15 protein-coding genes are annotated in these 24,841 nt (G+C 46.5%); 10 read left to right on the top strand and 5 right to left on the bottom strand.

What is annotated here, in order from left to right:
* Nucleotides 1-48 precede the first annotated feature (48 nt).
* The 6 genes from FLA_RS18490 to FLA_RS18515 are packed head-to-tail and all read left to right on the top strand — an operon-like array spanning nucleotide 49 to nucleotide 12,796.
* Complete coding sequence (locus FLA_RS18490) at nucleotides 49-1,254, top strand: Pycsar system effector family protein (RefSeq protein ID WP_076378821.1); 1,206 nt, start codon at nucleotides 49-51, stop codon at nucleotides 1,252-1,254.
* Nucleotides 1,255-1,269: 15 nt separating this feature from the next.
* Nucleotides 1,270-3,294: a polyphosphate kinase 1 gene (gene ppk1, locus FLA_RS18495; protein WP_076378823.1), complete on the top strand. Its 2,025-nt coding sequence runs from the start codon at nucleotides 1,270-1,272 to the stop codon at nucleotides 3,292-3,294.
* Nucleotides 3,291-4,157 carry an SdiA-regulated family protein gene (locus FLA_RS18500; RefSeq protein WP_076378825.1) on the top strand — a complete coding sequence of 289 codons (867 nt, stop codon included), beginning with the start codon at nucleotides 3,291-3,293 and terminating at the stop codon, nucleotides 4,155-4,157. Before ppk1 ends, FLA_RS18500 begins: the two co-directional genes overlap by 4 nt.
* An 11-nt stretch (nucleotides 4,158-4,168) precedes the next feature.
* Nucleotides 4,169-7,780 (top strand): BamA/TamA family outer membrane protein, encoded by a 3,612-nt coding sequence (locus FLA_RS18505; RefSeq protein WP_076378827.1) that lies wholly within the window; start codon nucleotides 4,169-4,171, stop codon nucleotides 7,778-7,780.
* Nucleotides 7,781-7,817: 37 nt separating this feature from the next.
* The gene (locus tag FLA_RS18510; RefSeq protein WP_076378829.1) at nucleotides 7,818-10,196 is read left to right on the top strand and encodes a GAF domain-containing protein; all 2,379 of its coding nucleotides are present in this window, start codon (nucleotides 7,818-7,820) and stop codon (nucleotides 10,194-10,196) included.
* 47 nt (nucleotides 10,197-10,243) lie between these two features.
* Nucleotides 10,244-12,796 (top strand): BamA/TamA family outer membrane protein, encoded by a 2,553-nt coding sequence (locus tag FLA_RS18515; RefSeq protein ID WP_231940282.1) that lies wholly within the window; start codon nucleotides 10,244-10,246, stop codon nucleotides 12,794-12,796.
* Between the two features lie 169 nt (nucleotides 12,797-12,965).
* Here the strand turns inward: FLA_RS18515 and FLA_RS18520 are convergent, their stop codons facing one another.
* Nucleotides 12,966-13,847 carry an ROK family protein gene (locus FLA_RS18520; RefSeq protein ID WP_076378833.1) on the bottom strand — a complete coding sequence of 294 codons (882 nt, stop codon included), beginning with the start codon at nucleotides 13,845-13,847 and terminating at the stop codon, nucleotides 12,966-12,968.
* Between the two features lie 401 nt (nucleotides 13,848-14,248).
* Here FLA_RS18520 and FLA_RS18525 point away from each other — a divergent pair, with 401 nt between their 5' ends.
* Nucleotides 14,249-15,934 (top strand): DUF6600 domain-containing protein, encoded by a 1,686-nt coding sequence (locus tag FLA_RS18525; RefSeq protein WP_076378835.1) that lies wholly within the window; start codon nucleotides 14,249-14,251, stop codon nucleotides 15,932-15,934.
* Between the two features lie 207 nt (nucleotides 15,935-16,141).
* On the opposite strand, the gene FLA_RS18530 is transcribed toward FLA_RS18525, so the two are convergent.
* Complete coding sequence (locus FLA_RS18530; protein ID WP_076378837.1) at nucleotides 16,142-16,486, bottom strand: HesB/IscA family protein; 345 nt, start codon at nucleotides 16,484-16,486, stop codon at nucleotides 16,142-16,144.
* A gap of 116 nt (nucleotides 16,487-16,602) precedes the next feature.
* Between FLA_RS18530 and FLA_RS18535 the strand changes: the two genes are divergently transcribed.
* The 3 genes from FLA_RS18535 (at nucleotide 16,603) to FLA_RS18545 (ending at nucleotide 18,714) form a co-directional block, all read left to right on the top strand.
* Entirely contained in the window at nucleotides 16,603-17,103 is a 501-nt protein-coding gene (locus FLA_RS18535) for a DUF7935 family protein (RefSeq protein WP_076378839.1), read from the top strand.
* An 84-nt stretch (nucleotides 17,104-17,187) separates the two neighbouring features.
* A complete protein-coding gene (locus FLA_RS18540; protein WP_076378841.1) occupies nucleotides 17,188-17,520 on the top strand; it encodes a methylmalonyl-CoA mutase family protein in 333 nt (110 codons plus the stop codon).
* A 147-nt stretch (nucleotides 17,521-17,667) separates the two neighbouring features.
* Complete coding sequence (locus FLA_RS18545; RefSeq protein ID WP_076378843.1) at nucleotides 17,668-18,714, top strand: sensor histidine kinase; 1,047 nt, start codon at nucleotides 17,668-17,670, stop codon at nucleotides 18,712-18,714.
* 77 nt (nucleotides 18,715-18,791) lie between these two features.
* On the opposite strand, the gene FLA_RS18550 is transcribed toward FLA_RS18545, so the two are convergent.
* Genes FLA_RS18550 through FLA_RS18560 form a run of 3 tightly spaced genes read right to left on the bottom strand, consistent with a single transcriptional unit; the run spans nucleotide 18,792 to nucleotide 24,833 of the window.
* Nucleotides 18,792-20,939: a S9 family peptidase gene (locus tag FLA_RS18550; protein WP_076378845.1), complete on the bottom strand. Its 2,148-nt coding sequence runs from the start codon at nucleotides 20,937-20,939 to the stop codon at nucleotides 18,792-18,794.
* Between the two features lie 6 nt (nucleotides 20,940-20,945).
* Entirely contained in the window at nucleotides 20,946-23,138 is a 2,193-nt protein-coding gene (locus tag FLA_RS18555; protein WP_076378847.1) for a redoxin domain-containing protein, read from the bottom strand.
* A gap of 33 nt (nucleotides 23,139-23,171) precedes the next feature.
* On the bottom strand, nucleotides 23,172-24,833 hold the full coding sequence (locus FLA_RS18560) for a RagB/SusD family nutrient uptake outer membrane protein (RefSeq protein ID WP_084206199.1): 1,662 nt from the start codon (nucleotides 24,831-24,833) through the stop codon (nucleotides 23,172-23,174).
* Nucleotides 24,834-24,841 lie beyond the last annotated feature (8 nt).

Genomic DNA, 24,841 nt, shown 5'->3' on the forward strand with positions numbered 1-24,841 from the left:
GGTAAAAAGGCAGTTCCGGTCTTTGTTATCAATTAGACAAAAGAATATATGAATTATACAACGCTTCTGGAAGAAGTGAAGCAATACGCCCTTCATTTCTTTAAATCGCATGAGGAAAACCCGTTTCTCTACCACAACCAGGACCATACCGAGCAGGTGGTGAAAGCAGCCACCCAAATGGCCAGTTATTACCAGTTGAACGATCGCGACGTTTTTATAGTGCTTACCGCAGCCTGGTTTCACGACATGGGCTATTATACCGGTCCGGCAGAAGGGCATGAAAAGAATGCCGCCGACCTGGCAGCCGTGTTTTTACGTCAGCATGGCGTAGACGAAGCCGATATTACCGAAGTACAGCAATGTATTATGGCCACCTGTATGAACGGCCAAACACCTGCCGGCCTGAAAGCCCAGATTGTAACCGATGCCGATTTGTTCCACTGGGGTACCGACGATTTTGCCGAGCGCAATAAACTGATGCGGAAAGAAGCGGAAGCCCGTTTAAATAAAAAGATCTCCAAAGAAGACTGGCAGCGTGGTACCATTAAACTGCTGAGCAGCCATCATTTTAAAACCACCTACGGCCAGCAGATACTGGAGCCTAAAAAGCAAAAGAACCTGGAAAAGCTGCGGATGAAGTTTGAAGAGGAGGCCACACCTATTAATATCAGCACCAAACCGGTATCGTTACCCGAAGCGGTTACCAGTAAAAAAACGAAAGACCGCCCCGAAAAAGGCGTGGAAACCATGTTTCGCATCAGCTCGGGCAACAATCAGCGTTTGAGTGATATGGCAGATAACAAAGCCCATATCATGATCTCTACCACTTCCATTATCCTGTCGGTGATATTGAGTGTGCTGTTGCGCAAGCTGGAAGATAACCCGCACCTGATTATCCCCACCATGCTGTTGCTGGTAGTGTGCGTTACCACCATGGTATTTGCTATACTGGCTACCCGTCCTAACTTATCGGACGGCACTTTTACCCAGCAGGACATTGATAATAAAAAAGTGAACCTGTTGTTTTTTGGCAACTTTTACCGCATGAGCTATGACGAATATGCCAACGGTATGAACGCGATGATGAACGACCGCGACTTTTTATACGGCAGCCTTACCAAAGACGTGTATTCGCAGGGGGTGGTGTTGAGCCGTAAATACCGTTTACTGCGCAAAGCCTACGATATTTTCATGTTTGGTATTGTTTTATCGGTAGTAGCCTTTGCCTTTGCCACCATCATCTTTGGACATTAATATTGATACAACAGCATGGAAGAGTATTTCTTTAACCGTGATATCAGCTGGCTATATTTTAACGAAAGGGTTTTGAACGAAGCGGCTTCAGAAACAGTGCCCCTGCTGGAAAGGGTTAAATTCCTTTCTATCTATTCCAGCAACCTGGATGAATTTTACCGGGTGCGTATGCCTGCCTTGCGGGCATTGGAAAAAGTGACCAAAGAAAAAAACACACTGCCTTATGAAGAAGCTGCCGCCCTTATTAACCGGCAGCAACAGCAATATGGCGATATATTGAACAATAGCATTATTCCCGCTTTACAGCAATACGGCTATACTTTTATTAATAATGACGCCCTGCCCGAAAGCGTTGCACAAAACAGTACCCAGTGGTTTTATAACCAGGTGGCCGGCTTTTTACAGCCGGTGCTGTTGCAAATGGGCAGGAACGACTTTTTTCCGGAGAACAACCAGTTATACCAGTTAGTGGTGGTGCAGTATGAAAATGCTGCTGAACAGCTATACCTGGTAAACATACCCGTGGCCAACGTAGGACGTTTTTACAAAGCTTCTAATGGCGAAGGTGTGTATATCATTTTTGTGGAAGACATTATACGTCATCACCTGCCCCATGTGTTTCCCGGAGCTACTATACATGGCGCCTGGAACATTAAGATTACCCGTGATGCGGAGTTAGACCTGCAGGATGAGTATGGTGAAGACCTGGCAGATAAAATGGAGAAGCAACTGGTAAAACGCGACTATGGTTTTGCCACCCGCTTTTTATACCCGCCAGACATGCCCCTGCGCCATCTACAATACCTGGTGCAATTGTTTAACCTGAACAAAGCTTCTATTGTAGAAGGCGGCAGGCATCATAACCTGAGAGACCTGGACGCCCTGCCGGTGAGCGATAAACAGCTTACCTACCCATCGTGGGCACCCGCCCCTGATGGTATGCACTTGCAGAACACTACTTTGCTGGAAGCCATTAGCGAGCGCGACCGGGTGATACATGCCCCCTATCAGAGCTACGACAGCATTCTGCGCTTTTTTAACGAGGCGGCCATGAACCCTGATGTGGAGGAAGTATACACTACCTTATACCGGGTGGCCAGCAACTCCCGCATAGCCCAGGCGCTGATCAGCGCTGCCCGCAACGGTAAAAAGGTATCGGTGCTGGTGGAACTGAAAGCCCGTTTTGACGAAGCCAATAACATACGCTGGGCTAAAAAGATGAAGGCGGCAGGCGTTAAAATACTCTACAGCAGCAATGCCTTAAAAGTACACGCCAAAATAGCGCTGGTAAAAAGAAAGCATGCTACCCTGCCCTACCTGGGCCTGCTGGCAACCGGCAACCTCAACGAAACAACCGCCCGTTTTTATACCGATCATATTTTACTCACCGCCCACCAGGCGATGCTGGCGGAGATGAAGCAGCTTTTTACCTTTTTAACCAAACGCAAAAAGCCGGAGCAGGAAGATGCGATTAACTTTACCCATTTGCTGGTTGCGCAGTTTAACCTGCAACGACAGTTTTTAGCACTGATTGACCGGGAAATAGCCAACGCGCAGCAGCAATTGCCGGCAGCTATTACTATTAAGATGAACAACCTGGAAGAAGCCGTGCTCATTAAAAAATTATACGAGGCTTCGAACGCAGGGGTGAAAATCACTTTAATAGTACGCAGCATTTGCCGCCTGGTGCCGGGCATTCCTGGTATGAGCGAAAACATTACTATTAAAAGAATTGTAGACCGCTACCTGGAGCATGGACGCGTGTTTATTTTTCATAACAACGGAACGCCTGAAGTGTATATGGGTTCGGCTGACTGGATGAACCGCAATATATACCGCCGCATAGAAGTATGCTTCCCGGTATATGATGCCGCCATTCAGCAGCAGCTGCAGCAGATCATCGCCCTGCAAACTTCCGACAATGTGCAGGCCGTATGGATCAACAGTCAGTTACAGAACGTACCTGTTACCGCAGAAGAGCCGCTGATACGTTCGCAGGAAGCGATCTATCAATTATTACTTAACACTACTACCTTATGATACGTCGTACCTTCATTACCATCGCTTTTTCCGGTATTTGTGCCTTTCCTATACTGGCAGGCTGCAACATGACCAAAAAGCAGGATCCTACCCCCGCGGCCTATAACCTGAACAAACCGGAAAAATTCAGCATGCCTGAAAGCCTGCTGGAGATATCGGGCATTTCGTTTTACAAAGGCCGTCCCGACAGCATTTATTCTATACAGGACGAAAACGGCAAGCTGTTTCGTATGGCCTGGCAACAGGGCAAGCAAGCACATGCTCATTTTGGCAAAACCGGCGATTATGAAGATGTAAGCATTGTAAAAGACCAGGTGATTATTTTAAAAAGCAATGGCAGTTTGTTTCAGTTTCCTTTTACCAGCGCCACTTATCCCGAAATTGATCACGCCAAAGAATGGAAGCACCTGCTACCCAAAGGCGAATATGAAAGTATTTATGGCGACGACAGCACCGGGCTGGTATATGTACTGTGCAAAAACTGCGACCAGGATAATAACAAGAAAGTAGCATCCGGCTTCATCTTTCAGCTACAGGGCGACTCGCTGTTTGCCCAGGGCAACTTTAGCATAGATGTAGGCCAGATCAAGGATATAGCAGGCAAAGTGAAAAGAGGCTTTCGCCCTTCGGCACTGGCTAAAAACCCACTCACAGGAGAATGGTTTATTATTTCGGCCGTCAACAAAATGATAGTGATAGCCGATAGCCGGTTTACGGTAAAAGAAGTGTATCCTTTAAACGGCAACACGTTTAACCAGCCGGAAGGCATTGCTTTTGACAAGAATGGCGACCTGTATATTTCTAATGAAGGCTCGGACCTGAGCAGTGGCAATATTTTGAAATTTAAAAGACTAACCCGATAATCAACCATCCGATGAACAAACTGCTACCCCTACTACTGTTTGCCTTTTTAGGCAACCGTGTGCATGCACAGGACAGCGTGCAATACCGCGTTATTTTTATAGGTGACGCCGGTGAAATGAATGCAGAACAGCAAAAATCGCTGCAACACGCCGCCAATCATATTATTACGGGCAAAACCACGGTATTATACCTGGGTGATAACGTTTACCCGCATGGCATGGGCCTGCCTGGCAGCAAAGAAGAAACTACCTCGCAACAAATATTACAATCGCAATACCTGCCCATGCGCGCCAAAGGGGCGCCGGTATATTTTGTACCCGGCAACCACGACTGGGACAAGATGGGACCGAAAGGGCTGGCTAAAATAAAACGCCAGTGGCAATACCTGGATGAACGCGGCGATTCGTTGCTGCAACTGATACCTGCCAATGGTTGTCCTGATCCGGTAGAAATTCCTTTAACCGATAGCCTCACTATTATCGCTTATGATAGTGAGTGGTGGTTGTTTCCTTTTAGTAAAAACAACCCGGATGGAGAATGCGCCTGTAAAACCAAAAAGGATGTGCTGATACGACTGGCTGAATTGCAATATAAAAACAGGAACAAGATTGTACTGCTGGCATCGCACCACCCTTTTCAAAGCTATGGTGTGCATGGTGGTGTATTTACCTTCAAAGATCACCTGTTTCCCTTAACAGCCGTTAACCACAACCTGTATATCCCTTTACCGGTGATAGGCTCGTTATATCCTTTCCTGCGTTCTACCTTCACTAACCCCGAAGATTTGAAGCATCCTTTGTATAAGGATATGAAAAAGCGCATAGATGCCGTGTTTGCTACCAACCCTAACATGATACATGTTGCCGGTCACGAACATGGTTTGCAGTTTATCAAAGACAAAAAGCAGGTACAGGTAGTAAGCGGTGCAGGCGCTAAACACACCAATGCCAAAAAAGGAAAGTACTCGCAGTTTGCAGAAGCCACACAAGGCTATGTAACGGCCGATTTGTTGCTGAACGGCCACATGCGTTTTACCTATTATGTATACGAGAGCGATACCATACGCAATGCTTTTACCTACGAGCAGGCCTATACCCCTGTGATAGAAAAAAGTGATACCAGCCTGATAGCACAATATAAAGACAGTGTTACCGTAGCCGTGCACCCCTCGTACGATAAGCCCGGTGGCTTTCACCGCTGGATATTTGGCGAGAACTACCGCAAGGAATGGGCAATGCCTGTAACGTTGCCGGTGATTCGCCTGTCGGAAATACATGGCGGCCTGACGCCCCTGCAATTGGGTGGCGGCATGCAAAGTAAATCGCTGCGCCTGCAGGATAAAGAGGGTAAGGAATGGGTGATACGCAGTGTGGAGAAAACGCCGGACGCCCTGTTGCCTGCCGGTTTGCAGGATGCGTTTGCCCGCGACTGGCTGGATGATGTTACCAGCGCCCAGCATCCGTTTTCGGCCCTGAGTGTACCGCCTATTGCCAATGCCGTAAAGGTGCCGCATGCCCATCCTATTATAGGTGTGATGGCCCCTGATAAAAAGCTGGGACTGTATGAGAACATTTTTGCCAACATGGTAGTGTTGCTGGAAGAGCGGGAACCCGGTGGCGAATCGGACAACTCCGAGAAAATGAAAAAGGCCCTGTGGAAGGATAACGAAAACGATATTAAAGCCAAAGAAATGCTGCGCGCGCGTATGCTGGATGCGTTTTTAGGCGACTGGGACCGTCACGAAGACCAATGGCGCTGGCGTAACGAAGGCAAAGGCAAGGACAAACTGTATGTAGCCGTGCCACGCGACCGCGACCAGGTGTTTCACGTTACCCAGGGTGTGCTGCCCTGGCTGGCTTCGCAGGATTATGTATTGCCTACCCTGCGCAACTTCGACAACAAAATGGGGCATATTCAGTGGCTGCTGTTTAAAACCCGTTTTGTAAATGCCTATCCTTCTTTCCAGTTTACCCGCGCCCAGTGGCAGGAAGAAGCGAAGAAATTCCAGGAAAGTTTGACCGATTCGGTACTGGAAGCGGCATTGCGCCAGCTGCCCGCTCCTGCTTACCAGTTAAGACATCAGCAATTGATGAGCACGATGCAGGAACGCCGCAGCAGCCTGCCGGCCGCCATGGACAAATACTATTGCTTTACGCAGAAGATAGCGGACATACAAACCAGTAATAAAAACGAACTGGTACAAATTACCGATGGTGCCAATGGAGGTTTACAGGTGCGTATATCCCGTTTAAATAAGAATAAAGAAGTGAAGGAAGAGCTGATGAACAAAACCTACGAAGCTGGTCTTACCAAAGAGGTTCGTTTATTCATTGGCAATGGTGAGGATAGTGTGATCATTGACAACAAAACCACCGATATTAAACTGCGCATTATAGGCGGGCACGATGCCAAATCGTATAACGTAGTAGCTGCCAACCGTAAAGTGTTGTTGTACGACCGGGCTAATCAAAGTAGTTTTAACGGCGATTTCTCCCGTTTCAGAAAACGTATATCTGACGATAGCCTGAACACTGCTTTTACACCTGTAAACCTGTATAACAGCTGGATGCCCCTGGCACTGGTGGGTTTAAACAGGGATGATGGTTTTATACTGGGCGCTGGCTTCCGTCATATTAAGCAGGAAGGTTTTCGCCGTTACCCTTACTCGGTAATGCAGCAGGTGCTGGCAGGCCATTCCTTTAGCACCGATGCGTTTTATGTAAAATACCGTGGCGAATGGATTGGCAGCCCCGGCAGACCAGACTTTATATTAAGCGCCACTGCCAAAGCTCCTAACAACACCATTAACTTTTATGGCCGTGGCAACGAATCGGAGTTTAATAAAACCGGCGATTTTGTTCGTTTTTACCGCACCCGTTTCAGCATTTACGATGTAAATCCGGAACTGCGCTGGAGAAGCCAGGGCAACAAATCGAGCGTTAGCATTGGTCCTGCGCTGGAATATTACGAATTTGACCAGGACGATAATGCCGGCCGCTATATTACCAGTGGTGGCAAAATTGGTTCGTACGATAGTTCCTCTATTACGCAAAGCAAGTTACATGCGGGCGCAACGGTTACCTATATATTTGACAACCGCAATAACAAAGTAATACCCCAATGGGGCAGTTATGTGAACATTAAAGTAAAAGCTTACCAGGGAGTGAGCAGCTACGCCAAAAGTTTTGCCCAGATTATTCCGGAAGTGGCGCTGTACAAAAATTTGAACGCCAAAGCGTCTATTGTACTGGCTGAACGCCTGGGAGGTACTATAACCGTAGGAAAATCAGCCTTTTATCAATCGGCTTTCCTGGGCGGACACGAAAACCTGCTGGGTTACCGCCAATATCGTTTTTCGGGTCAGCACAGTTTGTATAACAACCTGGAAATGCGCATTAAACTGGCCGATGTGGCCAACTATATTTTACCCGGACAATTGGGAATCACCGGGTTCTGGGATATTGGCCGCGTTTGGGAGCAGAGTGAAGATTCAGGTAAATGGCACAATGGTGTAGGCGGCGGTATTTATTTTGCCCCCGTTTCGATGGTTGCATTTAGCTTTGTGGTAGGAAATTCATCAGAAGGATGGTATCCCTATTTTACGATGGGTTTCCGTTTCTGATAAAGTTTGAAGAAAGGCAGTTAAAAGAGAGGAGAACATGAAGACAACGTTGTTAAACCTGGCAGAAGGAACCAGCAGCCCGTATAAGCTGGAAGCCGTATTGTCCTTTAAACCCTTTATCCAGTTTCTAGAAAATAAATTACAGGAAGAACATACCGCCAAGGCCACCCATTACCGGGTGGCTCTTGACGCTTTTGCCAAATATCCCGAATTACAGGAACCTGTTGCGCCTGAAAAGGCTGCACAATATAAAGAGGTGCTGGAGCAGATTTATGCGATAGCGACTCCCCCGTTAATATCGGAACAGAACTTTTTATGGGCAGTGTGTACGCCCGTATCGCCGGTGGTGTTTTATGCCACTCATGCTTTTTACGACATGCTTACGGTAGACAGGCCGGATAATACCAATATCTGCAACCTGAAACCCAACATGATTCAACAGAGCGAGGAAGAATGGCGCGTGAATAAGCTCATGCGCATTTACGCCCTGATATTGCATAAACTCTATAATATATCGTTTGGCCATACGGACATGATTCATAAAACCATAGATGAATGTACCGGGCTGGAACGTTATTACCGCCTTGACTTTGACGACCGCTTTTTACAGATACATACCAAAGGGCCTTTACCGGAGTTAACCATGGAATCGTTGCAGGATCAACTGCCTGCCACCAACCATCCGCTTACGGTGCTGGAAAAGAAACTGCCGCTGGATATGTTCCATTTTGAAGGGCTGTCTATCATTTCTTTAACCGATGTTACAGCCGAACACGCCATTACCACGCTGCGGGATATTGTAGTAGAGCACGCGCAAACCGCCAGCAACGAAAACTTTGCACGCATAGAGCTGGCTTTAAAAAGCATGATAGGTAGCCCCGATATAGGGTTTGGCCTGTTGCCGCTGTTAAAGATCAACAATAAATATGTGTTTAAAAACGGGGTAGGCTTGCAAAGTACCCTGATAGAACTGGCCCGCCAGCATGGCTTTGGAGAAGATATGTTCCAGGGCTTTGTGCAAAGTTATGTGGCATCGCCGCGTATTGTGTTTTTGCGTTCTATCACCCCGCTACACCAGGATTTGTCGCCGGCATTGAAAATACTGGCCGATCATAATATATTTTCTTTTGTCATTGTTCCGCTTTACTACCAGGGCAGCCTGGCAGGTGTGCTGGAAGTGTTTTCGGATAAAGAGAACATGATTAACGAGCGCATGCTGAGTCAGCTGAACGCCGCATCGTTAACGCTATCGCAGTTATTGCAACAATCGAGGGAAGATTTAAAGAACGATATTACCCGTATTATCAACGATAAGTTTACGCCCTTACAGCCCGCTGTGCAATGGAAGTTTAACGAAGCTGCCTGGAACTACCTGCAACAGGAGCAGGAAAACACCACACCGCAAATACCCCGTATTGCCTTTGAAGATGTGTACCCGCTATACGGCGCGGTAGATATACGCAACAGCACGGAAGAACGGAACCAGGCACTGAAAACCGATCTGGAAACCCACCTGCGTTTGCTGGACAGCACATTGCAGGCCATACAGCAGTGCGATACCTGCCTTATCAGCAGCGAAACGAAGAAGAAGTGTGAAGAGTGGCAGCATAAGGTGAAAGTAAGTACCAACCTTTCGCCCTACCATGCTATGAAGCTGGAAGACTACCTGCACCGCGAAATACCTGCTTTTCTGAAAAGTCTTAAAGCCAGTCATTCAGGTCCGGCTTCTGTTATTGATGCCTATATGCAGGCGATCAATCCTAAAGATGGCATTACGTTTCAGCAACGCCGCGAGCTGGAAACCTCTATGCAGCTGATTAACGCCACAGTAGGTAAAACACTGGATGTGTTTAACGAAAAACTGCAACTGAAATACCCCTGTTATTTTGAGAAGTTCAGAACAGACGGGGTGGAATATGATATTTACGCGGGCCAGAGCATTGACCCCACCCGCCATTTTGATGCGTTGAGCCTGGTAAAAATAAGGCACCGCCAACTGAAAGTGATGGCATTGCTGGCACAACAAACCAAAGCTTTGTTGCCTTTAATGCCCAAAGCACTGCAAACCACGCAGCTGATTTTTGTGCACGGTACACATATAGATATTGCTTTTCGTGCCGATGAAAAAAGGTTTGATGTAGAAGGCAGCTATAACATACGCTACCAGGTAGTGAAGAAACGCATTGACAAAGCTTATATCAAAGACACTGCGCAAAGGCTTACACAGCCCGGCACCATTGCTATTGTATACTCAGGCAAGAACGAAATAGCCGATTACCTGCAAAGCATTCAGATATTGCAGGAAGAAGGCACACTGGGGCCTGATATAGAATGGCTGGAGCTGGAAGAGCTGCAAGGATTAACGGGGATGAAAGCTATTCGTGTGCAGGTGATGGGTGGCGCTACATTAGCATAATTGTTGTCTGAATAAAAACCATGACATTGTACCGATCCATTCTGTGCATGGCACTGCTCCTGCTTGCAACCTGCTATGCCGGTGCCCAAAGCACTGCCCCTGTTGCAGACAGCATTACTGTAGCCATCTCTCCTGCTTACGACAGTGTTAGCGGTGTGCACCGCTTCTGGTTTGGTGAAAGCTACCGCAAGCTATGGGCTGCTCCCGTAAAGCTGAAGGTGTTTTACCTGGCTAAAGAAAAAGGCGGCCTTACCATAGAACAAAGAGGAGGAGGTTTGCAAACCCGGTCGCTACGGCTGAAAGACGCTACTGGCAAGGAATGGGTATTGCGTACCCTACAAAAATATCCCGAGCGTGGCCTGCCGCCTAACCTGCGCGCCACCATTGCCAAAGACATTTTGCAGGACCAGGTGGTGACTGCCCATCCTTTTTCTTCGTTAACCGTACCGCCTATGGCTGCAGCCCTGGGCATACCACACGCCAACCCGCAGATAGTATATGTGCCGGATGATACCGCCCTGGGCGCTTACCGGCAAGACTTTGCCAATGCCGTGTTTTTATTTGAAGAAAGAGAACCCATAGATGCAGACCGCACCGATAACACCGATAAAACACAGCGCAAGCTGGAAGAAGACAATGACACCCGCGTAAACCAGCAGATTGTATTACGTGCCCGCCTGCTGGATATGTTGCTGGGCGATTGGGACCGCCACGAAGACCAATGGCGCTGGGAAAGGGTGAAAGAGAAAAAGAAGGTGACCTACACGCCTGTACCACGCGACCGCGACCAGGTGTATTATAACACTACCGGTGTATTTCCCTGGATACTCTCCCACCAATGGCTGAAATCGAAATTCCAGGGCTTTCACAACAACATACGTGACATTAACGGCTTTAACTTCAACGCCCGTTATTTTGACCGCTACTTTCTCAATGGCCTGAACGAGCAGGACTGGCAGGAACAGATCTCCTATCTGCAAACTACCCTTACGGATAGTTTGCTTCGTGCAGCGGTTCGCCTGATGCCAGATACTATTTACGCCTTATCAGGAGAGCATATCATCAACACACTGATTGCACGCCGTAACAACCTGCGTAAAGAAGCCATGGCCTACTATGGCTTTATTACTAAAAACGCAGATGTACCCGCTTCGGATAAGCAGGAGCTGTTTGATATTACCAAACAAGCCGGCGGACAAGTGGCGGTGAATATTTATAAAGTAAAGAAAGATGGTACCGTAGAGGACCTTATTTACAGTAAGTACTTTCACCCGGATGTAACCCGTGAAATAAGGTTATATGGTTTGGGCGGACACGATATTTTCTCTGTGAAAGGGGATGCTACTTCCTCTATTAAAATACGTATGATAGGCGGTGACGACCGCGACAGTTTTTATATAGCACCAGAGGTACGCAACACAGGCAAGCTATTTATTTACGATCGCTCTGATGAACCTAATGCACTGCCTTCCCGCTCGCAGGCGCGCATTCGCACTTCTACCGACAGTGCCGTGAACAGCTATAACCGCCGGAGCTTTTTATTTGACAGGTTAGGTCCTTTGTTTAGCGCTCAATATAACCCCGACCAGGGGTTGATGGCCCGCGTGAATATGATGCTGGAAAAACAAGGCTTTCGTAAAACGCCTTATGCACAGCAGCATCAACTGATAGTAAGCTATATCACCGGCCGGCAATCGTTTATATTACAATACCTGGCCGATTTTAAAAAAGCCATTGGTAATAATGATTTACGGGTAAACATCTTTTCACGCGGCCCCAATAACCTCAGCAACTTTTTTGGATTGGGCAACGAAAGTGTGTTTGTGAATGAGGGGGATAAAACCATCAATTACTATCGCAACCGTTATGATGTGATCAATGGAGATGTTCGATTGTATCATCCTGCGGGCAGGCACCTCACTTTTAATGCAGGTGTTGCGAGTCAGTTTTACACCAGCCGTGAGCGCAATAACACCCATCGCTTTTTAAATGCTTATAATGCCGTTTATCCCGCAGAGAAAGTGTTTGACGACCGTTTGTTTGCCGGCCTGGTAGCCGGTGCCGAAGCGGACACCCGCAACAGTAATTTTATGCCGGTAAGGGGCATACACTGGAATGCAGAAATCACCGGAATGACACAAACCAATGGCGACCATCTGAGCTATGGTAAAGTAACTACCGATTTCAGCTTTTATGTTCCGTTACTGGGCGATTCTACCCTGGTGATGGCTAACCGGGTGGCTGGCGGCACCACCTTTGGCAACCCTGCTTATTTTCAAATGATGCAACTGGGCGGCGCACAAATGCTGCGCGGCTTTCATACCAACCGCTTTACCGGCAAAACAGCCGTATACCATAACCTGGAGCTGCGCTTAAAACTGTTCAACTTTGCTTCTTACCTGCTGCCCGGCACCGCGGGCCTGGTGGCTTTTAACGATATAGGCCGCGTATGGTTGCCCGGCGAATCATCTCACCAATGGCATGATGGCTATGGTGGTGGATTATATATTATACCTGCCGATTTGTTTATTATCCAGGCAGCTGTGGGCTTTTCCAACGAGGGGGCATTGCCGTATATTACTGCAGGATTCAGGTTTTAAGTGCTTGAAAACGTATGTGGCATACTAAAGCCATTTGACGAATTAGTATGCCACACTATTTTAATTGCCGCACAGGCCTGCCAGTTTTTAAGGCAGCTGATGCATATTAACCGGCGCTTACCTGCAGAGGAATGCGCCGGCCGGATACAACTATGGTGTAATACTTAATTTATTCAAAGCAGCAGGCTCCGCCCAGTAGTGCGGCATGCTCACCTAAGGCTGCCATGGCAATTTCGGGCATGGTAGTAACTGTTGCGGCCAGCTGGCTCATTAAATCATCGGCAAACAGTTTCCAGGAGTGGGCAATGTTGCCTCCTATCACTACAATTTCCGGCTTTTGTTGCTGGATAAAATATTGCAGAAACCAGGTTAAGTCGTTGCTAAACTGCTGAAAGGCAGCAGCGGCATTGGCATCTGTGTAAAAACGTTCTGCTATCAGTTGAGCATTGGCTAATGTTTCGCCTGTCAGTTGCTGGTAGTTTCTTACCAATCCGCGGGTAGAAACGGAATCTTCAATCCGCTCATCTTTATAAGGCGTAACACTTAACTCGGCATCTGTGGTAACGCCATTGTGACTGATAGCTGATCCCAGGCCAGTACCGAGTGTTAGGCCGATAGCATGCTTGTAACCTTTAGCAGCACCGTAGCGCACCTCTCCTTCCAGGAAAGCCACCGCATCGTTTCTAAAACGGATATCGGCACCATCTATTCCTAAACGCTGTGATAACTCTTCGCGAATATTCATGCCGTATAAAGCATCGTATTTGTCAAAGCCTTTTATAAGGCTAACGCCAGCCTGATAATCAAAAGGGCCTGGCATGGCAAAGCCCAGTTTGCCACCACTCAAATCAAACTCACCCCACAATTCCCAGATGACATCGCACCAGTTAGAGAGTATTTCTTCTGCTGATGCATGCCTGTTTACATGCTTACGAATAATAACATGGTTAGCAATTGTTCCTGTGGATAAATGAATTAATCCTGCCGTGATATGCGATCCTCCAATATCAATGCCCATTACAACATCATCTGATGCTTTTACCTCCGTCATAAGTTTTTGTTTATTCTTCTTTGTGTACAGGAATCAATGGCAGGCAATGTATACCAGGCGCCAAGTTACCTTCGTATTTGTTTGTAAATGAAATGGCAGTTAATAAATAAATGATAAAAAGCAATCGCTACAACATCTTTCGCGCCTGGCAATAAATATAGATCTCATTCTAATATATAAAGACATTTTGCCATAAAAAACTCATTAAATTATCCCTTAAACACAGGCTATTGGCTATTTTTCCTCCGAATAGCCGATTTTCGCCGACGTAATGATCCGACTCCCACCCATTAACAAACGTTTGGCAGTATTTAAGTACGAATGGTACCAACCTTGCATTACTTCTATAAAAGTTCAGTATCCGTAGATACAAACATTGATTTCAACTTAAAACAGACAATATGAAACCCGAGCTACACAACTTTAACATGCTTACTTCCTTTAAATACCTGGCGGTACTGACTGCTTTGGTATTTGTGGGAACCTCGTGTTCACATACGAATTATACTACGGTTTCTTCACCTTCCCCTGCTTACGGCAACACCACTGCTGCAGTAACGGATGAAGATTATTACGCCGATCCTCAGAATAATATAGATTATAATACTTTTTACCAGGAGTTAAGTCCTTATGGCACCTGGACAACAGACCCCAGCTATGGCCAGGTATGGATATACAATCAGCCAGGGTTTACCCCCTACCAAACAGGCGGCCGTTGGGAATATACCAACTATGGCTGGACATGGGTAAGTGATTACAACTGGGGTTGGGCACCTTTTCACTATGGCAGATGGGTAAGCTCTCCTTATGGCTGGATGTGGGTTCCTGGTTATGACTGGGCACCGGCCTGGGTTAGCTGGAGAAGCAGCAACGATTATTACGGTTGGGCTCCTTTAGGCCCTGGTATGGGATATGGTGTATCTACCGGCATCCCTGCCAATAACTGGGTATTCGTAGAAAGCAGGTATATTAATAACCCTAACGTAGGTAGCTATTGCGTAGACAGAGGACGTAACGTTACTATTATTAACAATACCACCATCATCAACAACGGCGGCAGATACCGTGATGCACGTTACGACATGGGCCCACGCAGGGCAGATGTTGAACGCAGAACCAACAATCGCATTGTTCCTGCACAATTAGGCAATTCACGCCAGCCAGGCCGCACGGTGAACAATGGTAGCAGAATTGAGATGTATCGTCCTATAGGTCGTGGCGGTAGCGGCCGGGAACTTACTCCTGTTAATAATAATAACAATAATAACAGACCTAACAATTCAGGAAGAATAGTTACTCCTCCAGCCAATAATGGCGCGCCACAACCTTTGCAGCCTAACAATGGTGGCCGGGGTACTGTTACTCCCTCAAGACCTGTTACACAACCTGGAAACAATAATAACGGAGGACGCGGAGGTCGTGATAATGCAGCCCCTTCTACTCAACAACCATTGAATGATAATGGCGGACGTGGTACGTTTACTCCATCACGACCAACAGAACAGCCGCAGAACAATAACAACGGAGGACGTGACAATAATAACGGACGCCCTGTAACACAACCGGTTACAGATAACAACAATAATGGTGGACGTGGTACATTCATTCCATCACGACCAATAGAGCAGCCGCAGAACAATAACAATGGAGGACGTGATAACAATAATAACGGACGCCCTGTAACGCAACCGGTTACGGATAATAACAATAACGGTGGACGTGGTACATTCATTCCATCAAGACCAGCAGAACAGCCGCAGAACAATAACAGCCGTCCAACGCCAGTTCAGCAGCAACCGCAGCCACAACCATCACAGCCACAACAAAACAATAGTCGTCCTGGTTACCAACCGTCTAATCCACGGCCTATTCAGCAGCAACAGCCTGTACAGTCTCCTTCACGACCTGTACAATCTGTCCCTGCACAACAGCCGCAAAGACAGGCTCCTATTCAAAGGCCCGTTACAACACCTGTACAGCGCCCTGCCCCGGCCGCACAGCCATCCAGAGCGCCTGTAAGCAGACCTTCCCCCTCACCAGCCCCTGCGCAACAACAAACGCAGCCGCAACGTAGTGGAAGAAACTAGTAACATCGTTTAACACATAACAAAAGCCATTCAGGTTCGGTTATAAAAGCAAAAGCCTTCTCCGTTATAGAGAAGGCTTTTGCTTTTATAGCAGTTTGTTGCGTTTGGCGTGGATAGCTACAAAGTACAACGGAAAACAAAAAGGGTGTCCTGTAAAATATACGGGACACCCTTTTAATATCTGATAACAAATGATGGATGCGTCTTCTATGCCGAGAAAGAAGTACCGCAACCACATGTTTTGCTGGCATTGGGATTGTTAAATACAAAACCGCGGTTATTCAGATTGTTCTGATAATCGATTTCCATACCATACAGGTATAACTGATGGCCTGAATTTATGATACAGGGTACGCCTTCAAATTCAAAAATTTCGTCTCCATCCTGTTTATGATCAAAACCCAGCACATAGCTTAAACCGCTGCAACCACCGCCCTTAACACCCACACGCAGGTTTTGGGTGGCGTCAAAACCATCTGCCAACATTAATTTCTTTATTTCTTCTACTGCACCGGCTGTAAATGATACAGGAGTTTGAACTATTGTTTCCATATAAGCCTTTTAAGAGTACAAAAATACGTGATATCTGCCAGTGTTACGGCTCCCCTATTTTCGGATTACGGAAAACCTCCCTTAATCCCTATTTTTGCTGCAAAACGGATAATTAGATGGACACAACCATGGCCCTTACGGTTTTGATAGGCGTAATGATTGCAGGTTTTGCAGGATACCTTTTTTATCTGCAACGCAAAGGCGATATTCTGGAAAAACAGAAAGTGCAGGGTGGACAACACCTGCAATTACAGGCGTACGAAAGATTGACTCTACTGGTAGACAGGATTTCGCTCCCTAATTTAATTACCCGCGTTAACCAGTCGGGCATTTCGGCTAAAGAAATGCAAATGCTGTTAACCCGGTCGCTGAAAGAGGAATACGATTATAATATCACCCAACAGATATATGTAAGCGCAGAATCCTGGAAAGCCATTAAAAACCTGAAAGAACAGAACATGCTGGTTATTAACCAGTTTGCCAATGCCCTGCCAGCCAATGCCAGTGGTTTAGACTTAAACAAGGTGTTACTGGAATACCTGATGACTGATACCAAAGGCGCTTTACACGAAGTAGTAAGCGAAGTGCTGAGCTACGAAGCCAAGAAATTATTGTAGTTAGGATGAAGGGGTGAAAGCAGGAAAACATCCTTCCTGCTTTCACCCCACTCAGCTAACAACACCCAACTTTACGCGATTGCCATGCCACAACAACAAAGAATATACACCGACAGCGGAATAGAGATTAAAGAACTATATACCGCTAATGATATTGCCAACGACAATATTTCCTCAGAGCAGCCCGGTGAATATCCATTTACCCGTGGCCTGCGTGTGGCCTTTGACCTGCCTACCCAGATAGGCTACGACAGCATATTTGACATTCAAACTGCCCGTTTACAGCAACTGCGTCAAACCAGGGATAACACCCTGGCCAGCAACAGCCTGCAAAAAATAGCAGCCGTTGCCACTGATGGCACCAACCTGATGTCCCTGGTAGAAGCGGTAAGCAATTACTGCACCTTGGTGAAATAGCCGGTTGTTTACGGCAACAATTTGGAGAATATAAGTAAGTTTGAACTAATCCATTCCTTTTTTGAAAACCTATGTAACTGTATTTTGCAGCCCCATTTTAACAAATGGAAGGCTGCTATCTCATCATTCAAGGAAAACAACAAATACATGAATACCATTTACAGCGGTCTTTCAAACTGGCCCTGGATAAAAAAAAGCTATCCGGCCAAATTTATGGTCATTGCCTTCATCGGCATTCACATCCCTTTAATCATCCTTAGTATTTGCCTCATCTTTGATGCTTTTAACTTCACCAAAGGCAGTGCAGTGCTGGTGGTGCTGGGTGCTACCCTTTTAGCTACTGTTATTGCCTTATTTACTTTTTACCAGCTACTGGCGCCCCTGCATCGTTCCAAGCAGGCGTTGGAAGATTATATAGGAAAAAGACAATTACCCACCCTGCCTGTTCATTATAACGATGAAGCCGGTATTTTAATGAAAGAGATTCAGCTTACCCTTACCACCCTCAATACCTTAATGGAAGAAAAAAGGGATATAGCTGCCATGCTATCGCACGACTTGCGCACCCCCCTTACCCAGTTTATAGGCCTGGGGCGCCTGATTAAACGCGAGGACGCCGGTTTGCAACTGCAGGAGATTGGTGATATGATGATACAGATTGGAGAACAACAGCTTGGCTTTTTAAATGGCATATTAGAAGTGCTCAGCCATAACGACCTGGAAAGAGGCCGCAACTTTACTCCCGGCGTATCCGTAACCAAAGTTGCTGCCGATGCCATCACCAATGTGGCGCAACAGGCAGCCGACAAACACATTGACATTAAACAACAATGGAATCAAAACCTTACGTTTACCGTAAACCCCGAAGCGTTTACACAGGTGTTTCAAAACCTGTTAACCAACGCTATCAAGTTTTCTAACCCCAACAGTACCATTTATCTGAACGGCATTAAGCGTAATAACCAGTTGGTGATTACCATAACAGATGAAGGTATGGGCTTTGCACCAGAACATGCTACCATTTTATTTAACCGTTATACTGATGTCCGTAAGGAAGGAACCGCCGGAGAAGCCAGCACAGGTTTGGGCCTGTACCTGGTGCGCAAAATAGTAGAACAGCACAATGGCGTGATAACCGCACATAGCAATGGGGTTAACACAGGGGCCAGTTTTGAAATAACCATGCCCGTGTAGGCCATACATTACAAGCAAAAAGAGCAGGTAAGGCAATAACAGCCACCTGCTCTTTTTTATATACAGGTTATAGCCAGCTATTGAATAAACCGGTAAAAGAACTCGTAGGTACGCAGCATCTGATCTATCCGCTGCCTGTTATCACCACTACGCACCAATTCATGATTGGCACCGGGATGACGTACATACTCCACCGGCCTTCCCAGTACTTTTAAAGTTTTATATAGCATTTCACTTTGTGTTACCCCTGTGCGCAAATCACTTTCACCATGAAATATTAAAAACGGCGTAGTGATATTGGTGGCATAATTCAAAGGCGATTGGCGCTCCAGTATAGCCCGGGTAGAATCGTTCCAGGGATAGTTGCCAAAATAGCGCGGCACCATACGCCATACATTGGCTTCGCCAAAGAAAGTATTAAAATGATATACACCACGCTGACTGCTGGCAGCACGAAAACGATGATCGTGACTGATGATCCAGGTAGTAAGGTAGCCGGCATACGATCCCCCGCTTATCAGCAGCTTTGATGTATCCGCCCATCCCAATGCCACCGTTTTATCCAACGCAGTAAGCACATCCGAAGCCGGTCCCTCGCCCCAGTCTTTAACATTAGCCTGCAAAAACGCGGTACCATATCCGCTGGAACCACGGGGATTGCTATATACCACTCCGATACCTTTAGCGCAGTAATATTGATACTCATGCCACATGGATGCAACAGAAGGCCCCCACATTGAAGCAGGACCACCATGCATTTCCAGCAGCAAAGGATATTTTTTATTATTCCCGAACGAAGCTGGCTTCATTACCCAATACTCCACCTGCATACCCTGGCTGTTAGTGAAAGTATACAGTGTAGGATAACTGATTTCTTTATTAGCCAGCCAACCCGTGTTTAAGGAAGAAAGCAAAACAGCATGTTGCGCTGTGGCATCTGCTACATATACTTCGGAAGGATTGTCTACACCCGATTGCGCCCACACCAGCCGTTTGCCCCATACATCAAAATCGGTAACACCTTTATCAACAGGCGTTAACGCAACGGGCTTTATAGCGTTCAGCAGCGTAGTATACAAAACCTCGCCACCGTTGGTTTGTACGGTAAAATATACCTGCTTCTCATCTTCTGTAAACCTTACTGCACTCACGCTTCGGTCAACACCCATAGCTATGGGTTTGCTATTGGGTTGCAACAGGTTGAGCAGGTATAACGCAGGCACATGCACCGTGCCCGGCACATTGCGTTGATAAGCCAGCCATTTACCGGAAGCAGAAACAGCTTGCACCGAAAATGCCATTCCGGGCTCGCTTACTATTTTAGTGAGACCCGTTCCATTAGTGCGAACAGTATATATCTGTTCTTCCATTACATTATCCGGGTGCTGCGTGTCATCTATCTTACCATTCAGCACCACCAGGTCGTTGTTTACAAAACGGGCATTCCGGAAAGAATAATAGCCCGATGTAATAGCCCTGGGGGTAGCGCCTTTTGCCACCTCTATCATAAACACGTGCGAAAAATTCACTTCGCCGGAGGTAGTGCTTTCGCCCTGGAATTGTACGCGGGTAATGACTTTCGCTTTCTTGTCTTTTTCGTTTTTTAACAGATACGACCGTATAGCAGCAATATCACCATCTGCATCGGGTGCCGCTTTGGTTACCAGCAAATCTTCGTTGTGTACAAAACCCGGCTTCTCATCATTCCATACCGGTAATTGTTTGCCGGCATTTAACACGCTATCACTTACATAAGCTGCCAGCGAAACAGAAGCCGTAAATAATAACCGTTTGCCATCAGGGCTAAACTGCGGGTTGCCCGCACCATATACATAACTGGTAAGCTGCCAGGCAGAATCGGCCTGGAAAGCGTGAATAAATAACTGCGGTTTTCCTTTTACATTTTTTACATATACCAGCGTTTTGCCATCGGGGCTAAAAGCGGGCTGGGTGGCGTTCTCCCCTTCCTTTGTTAAAGGCTTTGCTTCTCCGCCAGACAGTTTACTTTGCCAAAGGCGGGTATTATATACATAATCGTCTTTTTTAGCGGTATCAGGTACAATACTTTTTACGGTGTATACCACTGTTTTACCATCCGGACTGATAGTGATATTGTCCGCTTCCTTTATACGCAGCAAATCAGTAACCAGTATAGGTTGCTTCTGCTGGCTATAACTGGTAAATACAACAGCTATACAACCTGCTATTAATAATACTTTTTTCATGCTGCTTTATTTAGCGCGGCTGCTTAACATCTCCATCAATGCCTCGGCGGCAACCTGGCCTTTATGTTTAATAAAATCACGTGGCGTTTTATCTCCTATCTCATACACCAGAGCTTCTGTTCCGTACTGCTGAAACAAATAGCTGAAAGCAGTAGAGGTAGGTGGCGCACTGTATAAAGGCTTGACATTAGGTACATAACCGGGAATACGCTCTTTTAACTGCTGTAACCAGTCTGTTACAAAGCCCGGCATATTGCCTTTTAACTTAGGATCAACAATATAATAAATATCATCCCAGGTAGAATGGAAGTCAATGCTGAACAACAATTTATTCTCATTATCTGCCAGTTCTTTTTTCAGGAAGTCACGTACAGCCTGCGATTCCGGCTGATGAAAATCCTGCCAGTCCCTGTTTAAATCAATGCCACCTTCGTTATGGCGCCAGTTACCATCTGCTACACCATCGGGGTTCATAAAAGGGATCACATAAATTAAAAACTGTTCTTTAAAGGCTTTGGCCTGCACGGTATTAGCCGCCAGCGCTTCTACAAAAGCATTTAAAGCGAATTGTCCCGTTACTTCCGGCGGATGCTGACGACCCAATATCAGGATGCGTTTTTTGCTATGGAGGTTACCCATCTTCACCAACGTTAACGGGCGGCCAGCCCTGGTTTTACCAATGGTAAGCGTGGTCAATTTTGTTTGTTTACCCAAATCGGCAATCCAGCCCAGCACCTGCTGATAGGTATACAACTCCTGCCCTGCTACCCATACCGTATCGGGACCAGCATTTACCGCAAAAGAATATTTATCCGGTAACGAATCCGGTTCTACATCTACACTGGCATCGGTGGGCAATGTCCATGTTTTACCGTCTTTGCTAAACTTGGGTGTATAACGATGCTTAGCTCCCTGCTGGTAAGTGAGGGTAATAGTAATACGCTTCGGCTTTTTGCTCCATACTTTAAAAGCATACCAGGGGCTTCCGTTGATAGGCGTGTTTTCGGAAGTGATCAACGCCGTGTAAATGCTATCATTGGTTTTTACCAGGCCATTTAAACGGGCGCAGTCAAAATCATTCCTGAAAAACACATAATCTCCCGGCTCGTTGAATATACCTTTCCATTGCCTTTGCACCGGGCGGCTTTCTGTGTTCACGGCCTGTATAGGGCCTTGACCTTTAAATACTTTTTTAGTAGCAGTGCCCCCGCTTTTGCCCAGCAACTCTTCCAGCTTTTGCTGTAATTGCTCGCCACGCAGGTTTTTGCCTACAATAATGCCGTTACTGTCAATTAAGAAATTGGCGGGTATAGCCCTTACCCCATATTGTTTGGCAATCTCGCTTTGCCAGTAGTTTAACTCTGAAACCTGTGTCCAGTCCAGATGATCATTGGCAATGGCTTTTACCCATCCCTCTTTGGCTTTATCCAGCGATACGCCGTATACCGAAAAACCTTTGTCTTTATACTTTTGAAAAGCGGCTACCACATTCGGGTTTTCTTTACGGCAGGGCGCACACCAGCTGGCCCAGAAATCGAGCAATACATAGCCCTTCCAGTGATCGGAAAATTTTACCGGTTTGCCTTCAGGGTCATTGGCAGTGAAATCAGGGGCTTTTTTGCCAATGGCCACATTGGCCATTACCCCAGTCAGCTCCTTTAAAAAAGTAACATAGGGTGTGCTGTGTAAAGAGGGATCCAGCAAAGCAATATTCTCCTGTATCTGCTCCGGCGTAAGCTTATAGCTATAATTGCGGTACAGTACATAGGCCGACACCAGCGAAGCAGGATGTGCTTTAATAAAGTCACTGATGTTTACATTCTCCTGTTTCTTAAAAGCAGCGAACAGGTCCTGCGATGCAGAACCTGTTACTACTGTATTGGCATAATAACGCGCAGAATCTAACTGCACGGTAATGGGCCCTTTTTCGAGGAACACATACATAGGTGTTCGCGAAGTATCCAGGCTAATACCGTACAACTCCGGTAACACCAGCGGTGTATGAAAAGCAAACTTTCCGTTTGTAATGTCTGCCACATCCACTGTTGTAAACAGCTTGTTATCAAACTTCTGCAAAAACACTTTTCCCGTTTGCATATTGGCCACCTTGCCGCTCAACTCCACCGCCTGCTTTGTTTGTGCCTGCAAAGCAGTGAAAGAAGAAAGCAGTAATGCCATTATGTTACCTCTGCGCATCATAGCTTATTATTTTACATTGAAAGAAAATACCGTTTAATATAAATCATTCTGCTTAATAACCCCGTTTGAATTGGTGACCTCTGTAGCAGGTATACCCCATACAAAACGGTAGTTGTCGTAAGGAAGTGAATCCAGCCCCTTAGCAATGCTGCTGTAAGGAGTAGAACCACTGTATAAAGTAGCAAAATTGGTGGCAGTAATAGCAGAAGCCAGCACCTTACCCGGAATACCAGAAGAGGTAGCCGTGCCATTCCATGCCAGCCTGGATGCGTTATATAAAGGGTCCAGTGCCAGACGGTGTAAATCGCCCCAACGCTTGCCTTCCCCTAAAAATTCAATACGACGTTCTGCCAGCACTGCTTTGATAAAGTCCTGGGTAGCCGCAAAGCTGCTGGTAGTGTACTGTAAACCAGCCGTGGTTACCGCACGGTTGCGTACAGCATTTAAATAACCTAAGCCGGTAGCATCTACCGTGTTGTTTTGCCTTGCATAAGCTTCTGCCATTATTAACAATACTTCGGCATAGCGTATCTGTGGCGCATCATCGCCCCAGCCGGTTTCACGATACTTATAGGTGAAATACATCGGCTTTTTACCGGAAGGTGCAGTAGATGGGTTTCCGTTAGAAAAGTTGGCCACCGTAAGGTTCCTTCTTACATCAGATGCCTGCCAGTAGCTTAAATTCCATAGAATAGGACTGATACCAATCAAACCCCGTGCACCAATATCGGTGCTGTTGCTGCCATACATGCTTTGCAGCGCACCACTTACCGCACCATTGTCGGTGCTGGTGTTTTCGATAGAGAATATATTCTCGGCAGAAGTATTATCTGCAAACGGACCATCCGGCGCTGCTGTCAGCTTCCATCCACCAATAGGACTACTGTAGCTGCCACCGCTGCCGCTTACTATTTTAGCGCCTGCGGTTAACACATCACTCCATTTACCTTCATGTAAAAACACACGCATCTGCAAGGCAATAGCGGCCGCTTTGGTAGCGCGAAAGTTTACATAGGAAGAACGGGTATCGGGCAGGTTTTCGGCCGCAAAAGCCAGGTCTTTTTCTATAAACGTATAACAATTTACTACTGAGCTTCTGCCAATCGCTGCTGCTTTGGCAATAGAAGCATCACTGTTAATAGCAAAATCACGAATTACCACACCCAATGTAGCGCCAGATTGATCGGCATACGGGCGGGCGAATTCTATTAATAACTGGTGCATGGCCATAGCTCTTAAAAAGCGACACTCGGCCTGGTAGGCTTTTCCCGCCGCTTCCGTAATCACACCATTGGCAATGGCCGCGGCAACGCCTTCTATCACAATATTGGCTTTATTGATTAAAGCATAACAGTTGTTCCAGATATTATAACAGTTGGGCGAAGTACTTACATACGTGCTGTTATAAGTGATCTGGTAAAACGATTCCATATTGATCATATCCTCGCCACGCAAATCGTCCTGCTGCAGGTTGGCAGCACCAAAAGGATAGCCCCTTGCAGCCAGTCCTTCCGGGTAAAAGCCCGACTGTGCCGCATCATACACCCCTACCATTGCCAGCTCCACACGGGCAGCATCGGTATACACCGTAGCATCTGTAAAAGCCGTATAAGGCGTAACATCCAGCACCTTTTTACAGGATGCCGATGCCATCATTGTAAATAATATAAAACAGGATATATATCTTTTTTTCATGATTACGC

The organism is Filimonas lacunae, from assembly GCF_002355595.1.
Taxonomy (GTDB): Bacteria; Bacteroidota; Bacteroidia; order Chitinophagales; family Chitinophagaceae; genus Filimonas; species Filimonas lacunae.

Bases quoted from the DNA above. Each gene is read 5' to 3' on its own strand.
- FLA_RS18490 (WP_076378821.1), top strand. From the start codon at position 49: ATGAATTATACAACGCTTCTGGAAGAAGTGAAGCAATACGCCCTTCAT.
- ppk1 (WP_076378823.1), top strand. From the start codon at position 1,270: ATGGAAGAGTATTTCTTTAACCGTGATATCAGCTGGCTATATTTTAAC.
- FLA_RS18500 (WP_076378825.1), top strand. From the start codon at position 3,291: ATGATACGTCGTACCTTCATTACCATCGCTTTTTCCGGTATTTGTGCC.
- FLA_RS18505 (WP_076378827.1), top strand. From the start codon at position 4,169: ATGAACAAACTGCTACCCCTACTACTGTTTGCCTTTTTAGGCAACCGT.
- FLA_RS18510 (WP_076378829.1), top strand. From the start codon at position 7,818: ATGAAGACAACGTTGTTAAACCTGGCAGAAGGAACCAGCAGCCCGTAT.
- FLA_RS18515 (WP_231940282.1), top strand. From the start codon at position 10,244: ATGGCACTGCTCCTGCTTGCAACCTGCTATGCCGGTGCCCAAAGCACT.
- FLA_RS18520 (WP_076378833.1), bottom strand. From the start codon at position 13,847: ATGACGGAGGTAAAAGCATCAGATGATGTTGTAATGGGCATTGATATT.
- FLA_RS18525 (WP_076378835.1), top strand. From the start codon at position 14,249: ATGAAACCCGAGCTACACAACTTTAACATGCTTACTTCCTTTAAATAC.
- FLA_RS18530 (WP_076378837.1), bottom strand. From the start codon at position 16,486: ATGGAAACAATAGTTCAAACTCCTGTATCATTTACAGCCGGTGCAGTA.
- FLA_RS18535 (WP_076378839.1), top strand. From the start codon at position 16,603: ATGGACACAACCATGGCCCTTACGGTTTTGATAGGCGTAATGATTGCA.
- FLA_RS18540 (WP_076378841.1), top strand. From the start codon at position 17,188: ATGCCACAACAACAAAGAATATACACCGACAGCGGAATAGAGATTAAA.
- FLA_RS18545 (WP_076378843.1), top strand. From the start codon at position 17,668: ATGAATACCATTTACAGCGGTCTTTCAAACTGGCCCTGGATAAAAAAA.
- FLA_RS18550 (WP_076378845.1), bottom strand. From the start codon at position 20,939: ATGAAAAAAGTATTATTAATAGCAGGTTGTATAGCTGTTGTATTTACC.
- FLA_RS18555 (WP_076378847.1), bottom strand. From the start codon at position 23,138: ATGATGCGCAGAGGTAACATAATGGCATTACTGCTTTCTTCTTTCACT.
- FLA_RS18560 (WP_084206199.1), bottom strand. From the start codon at position 24,833: ATGAAAAAAAGATATATATCCTGTTTTATATTATTTACAATGATGGCA.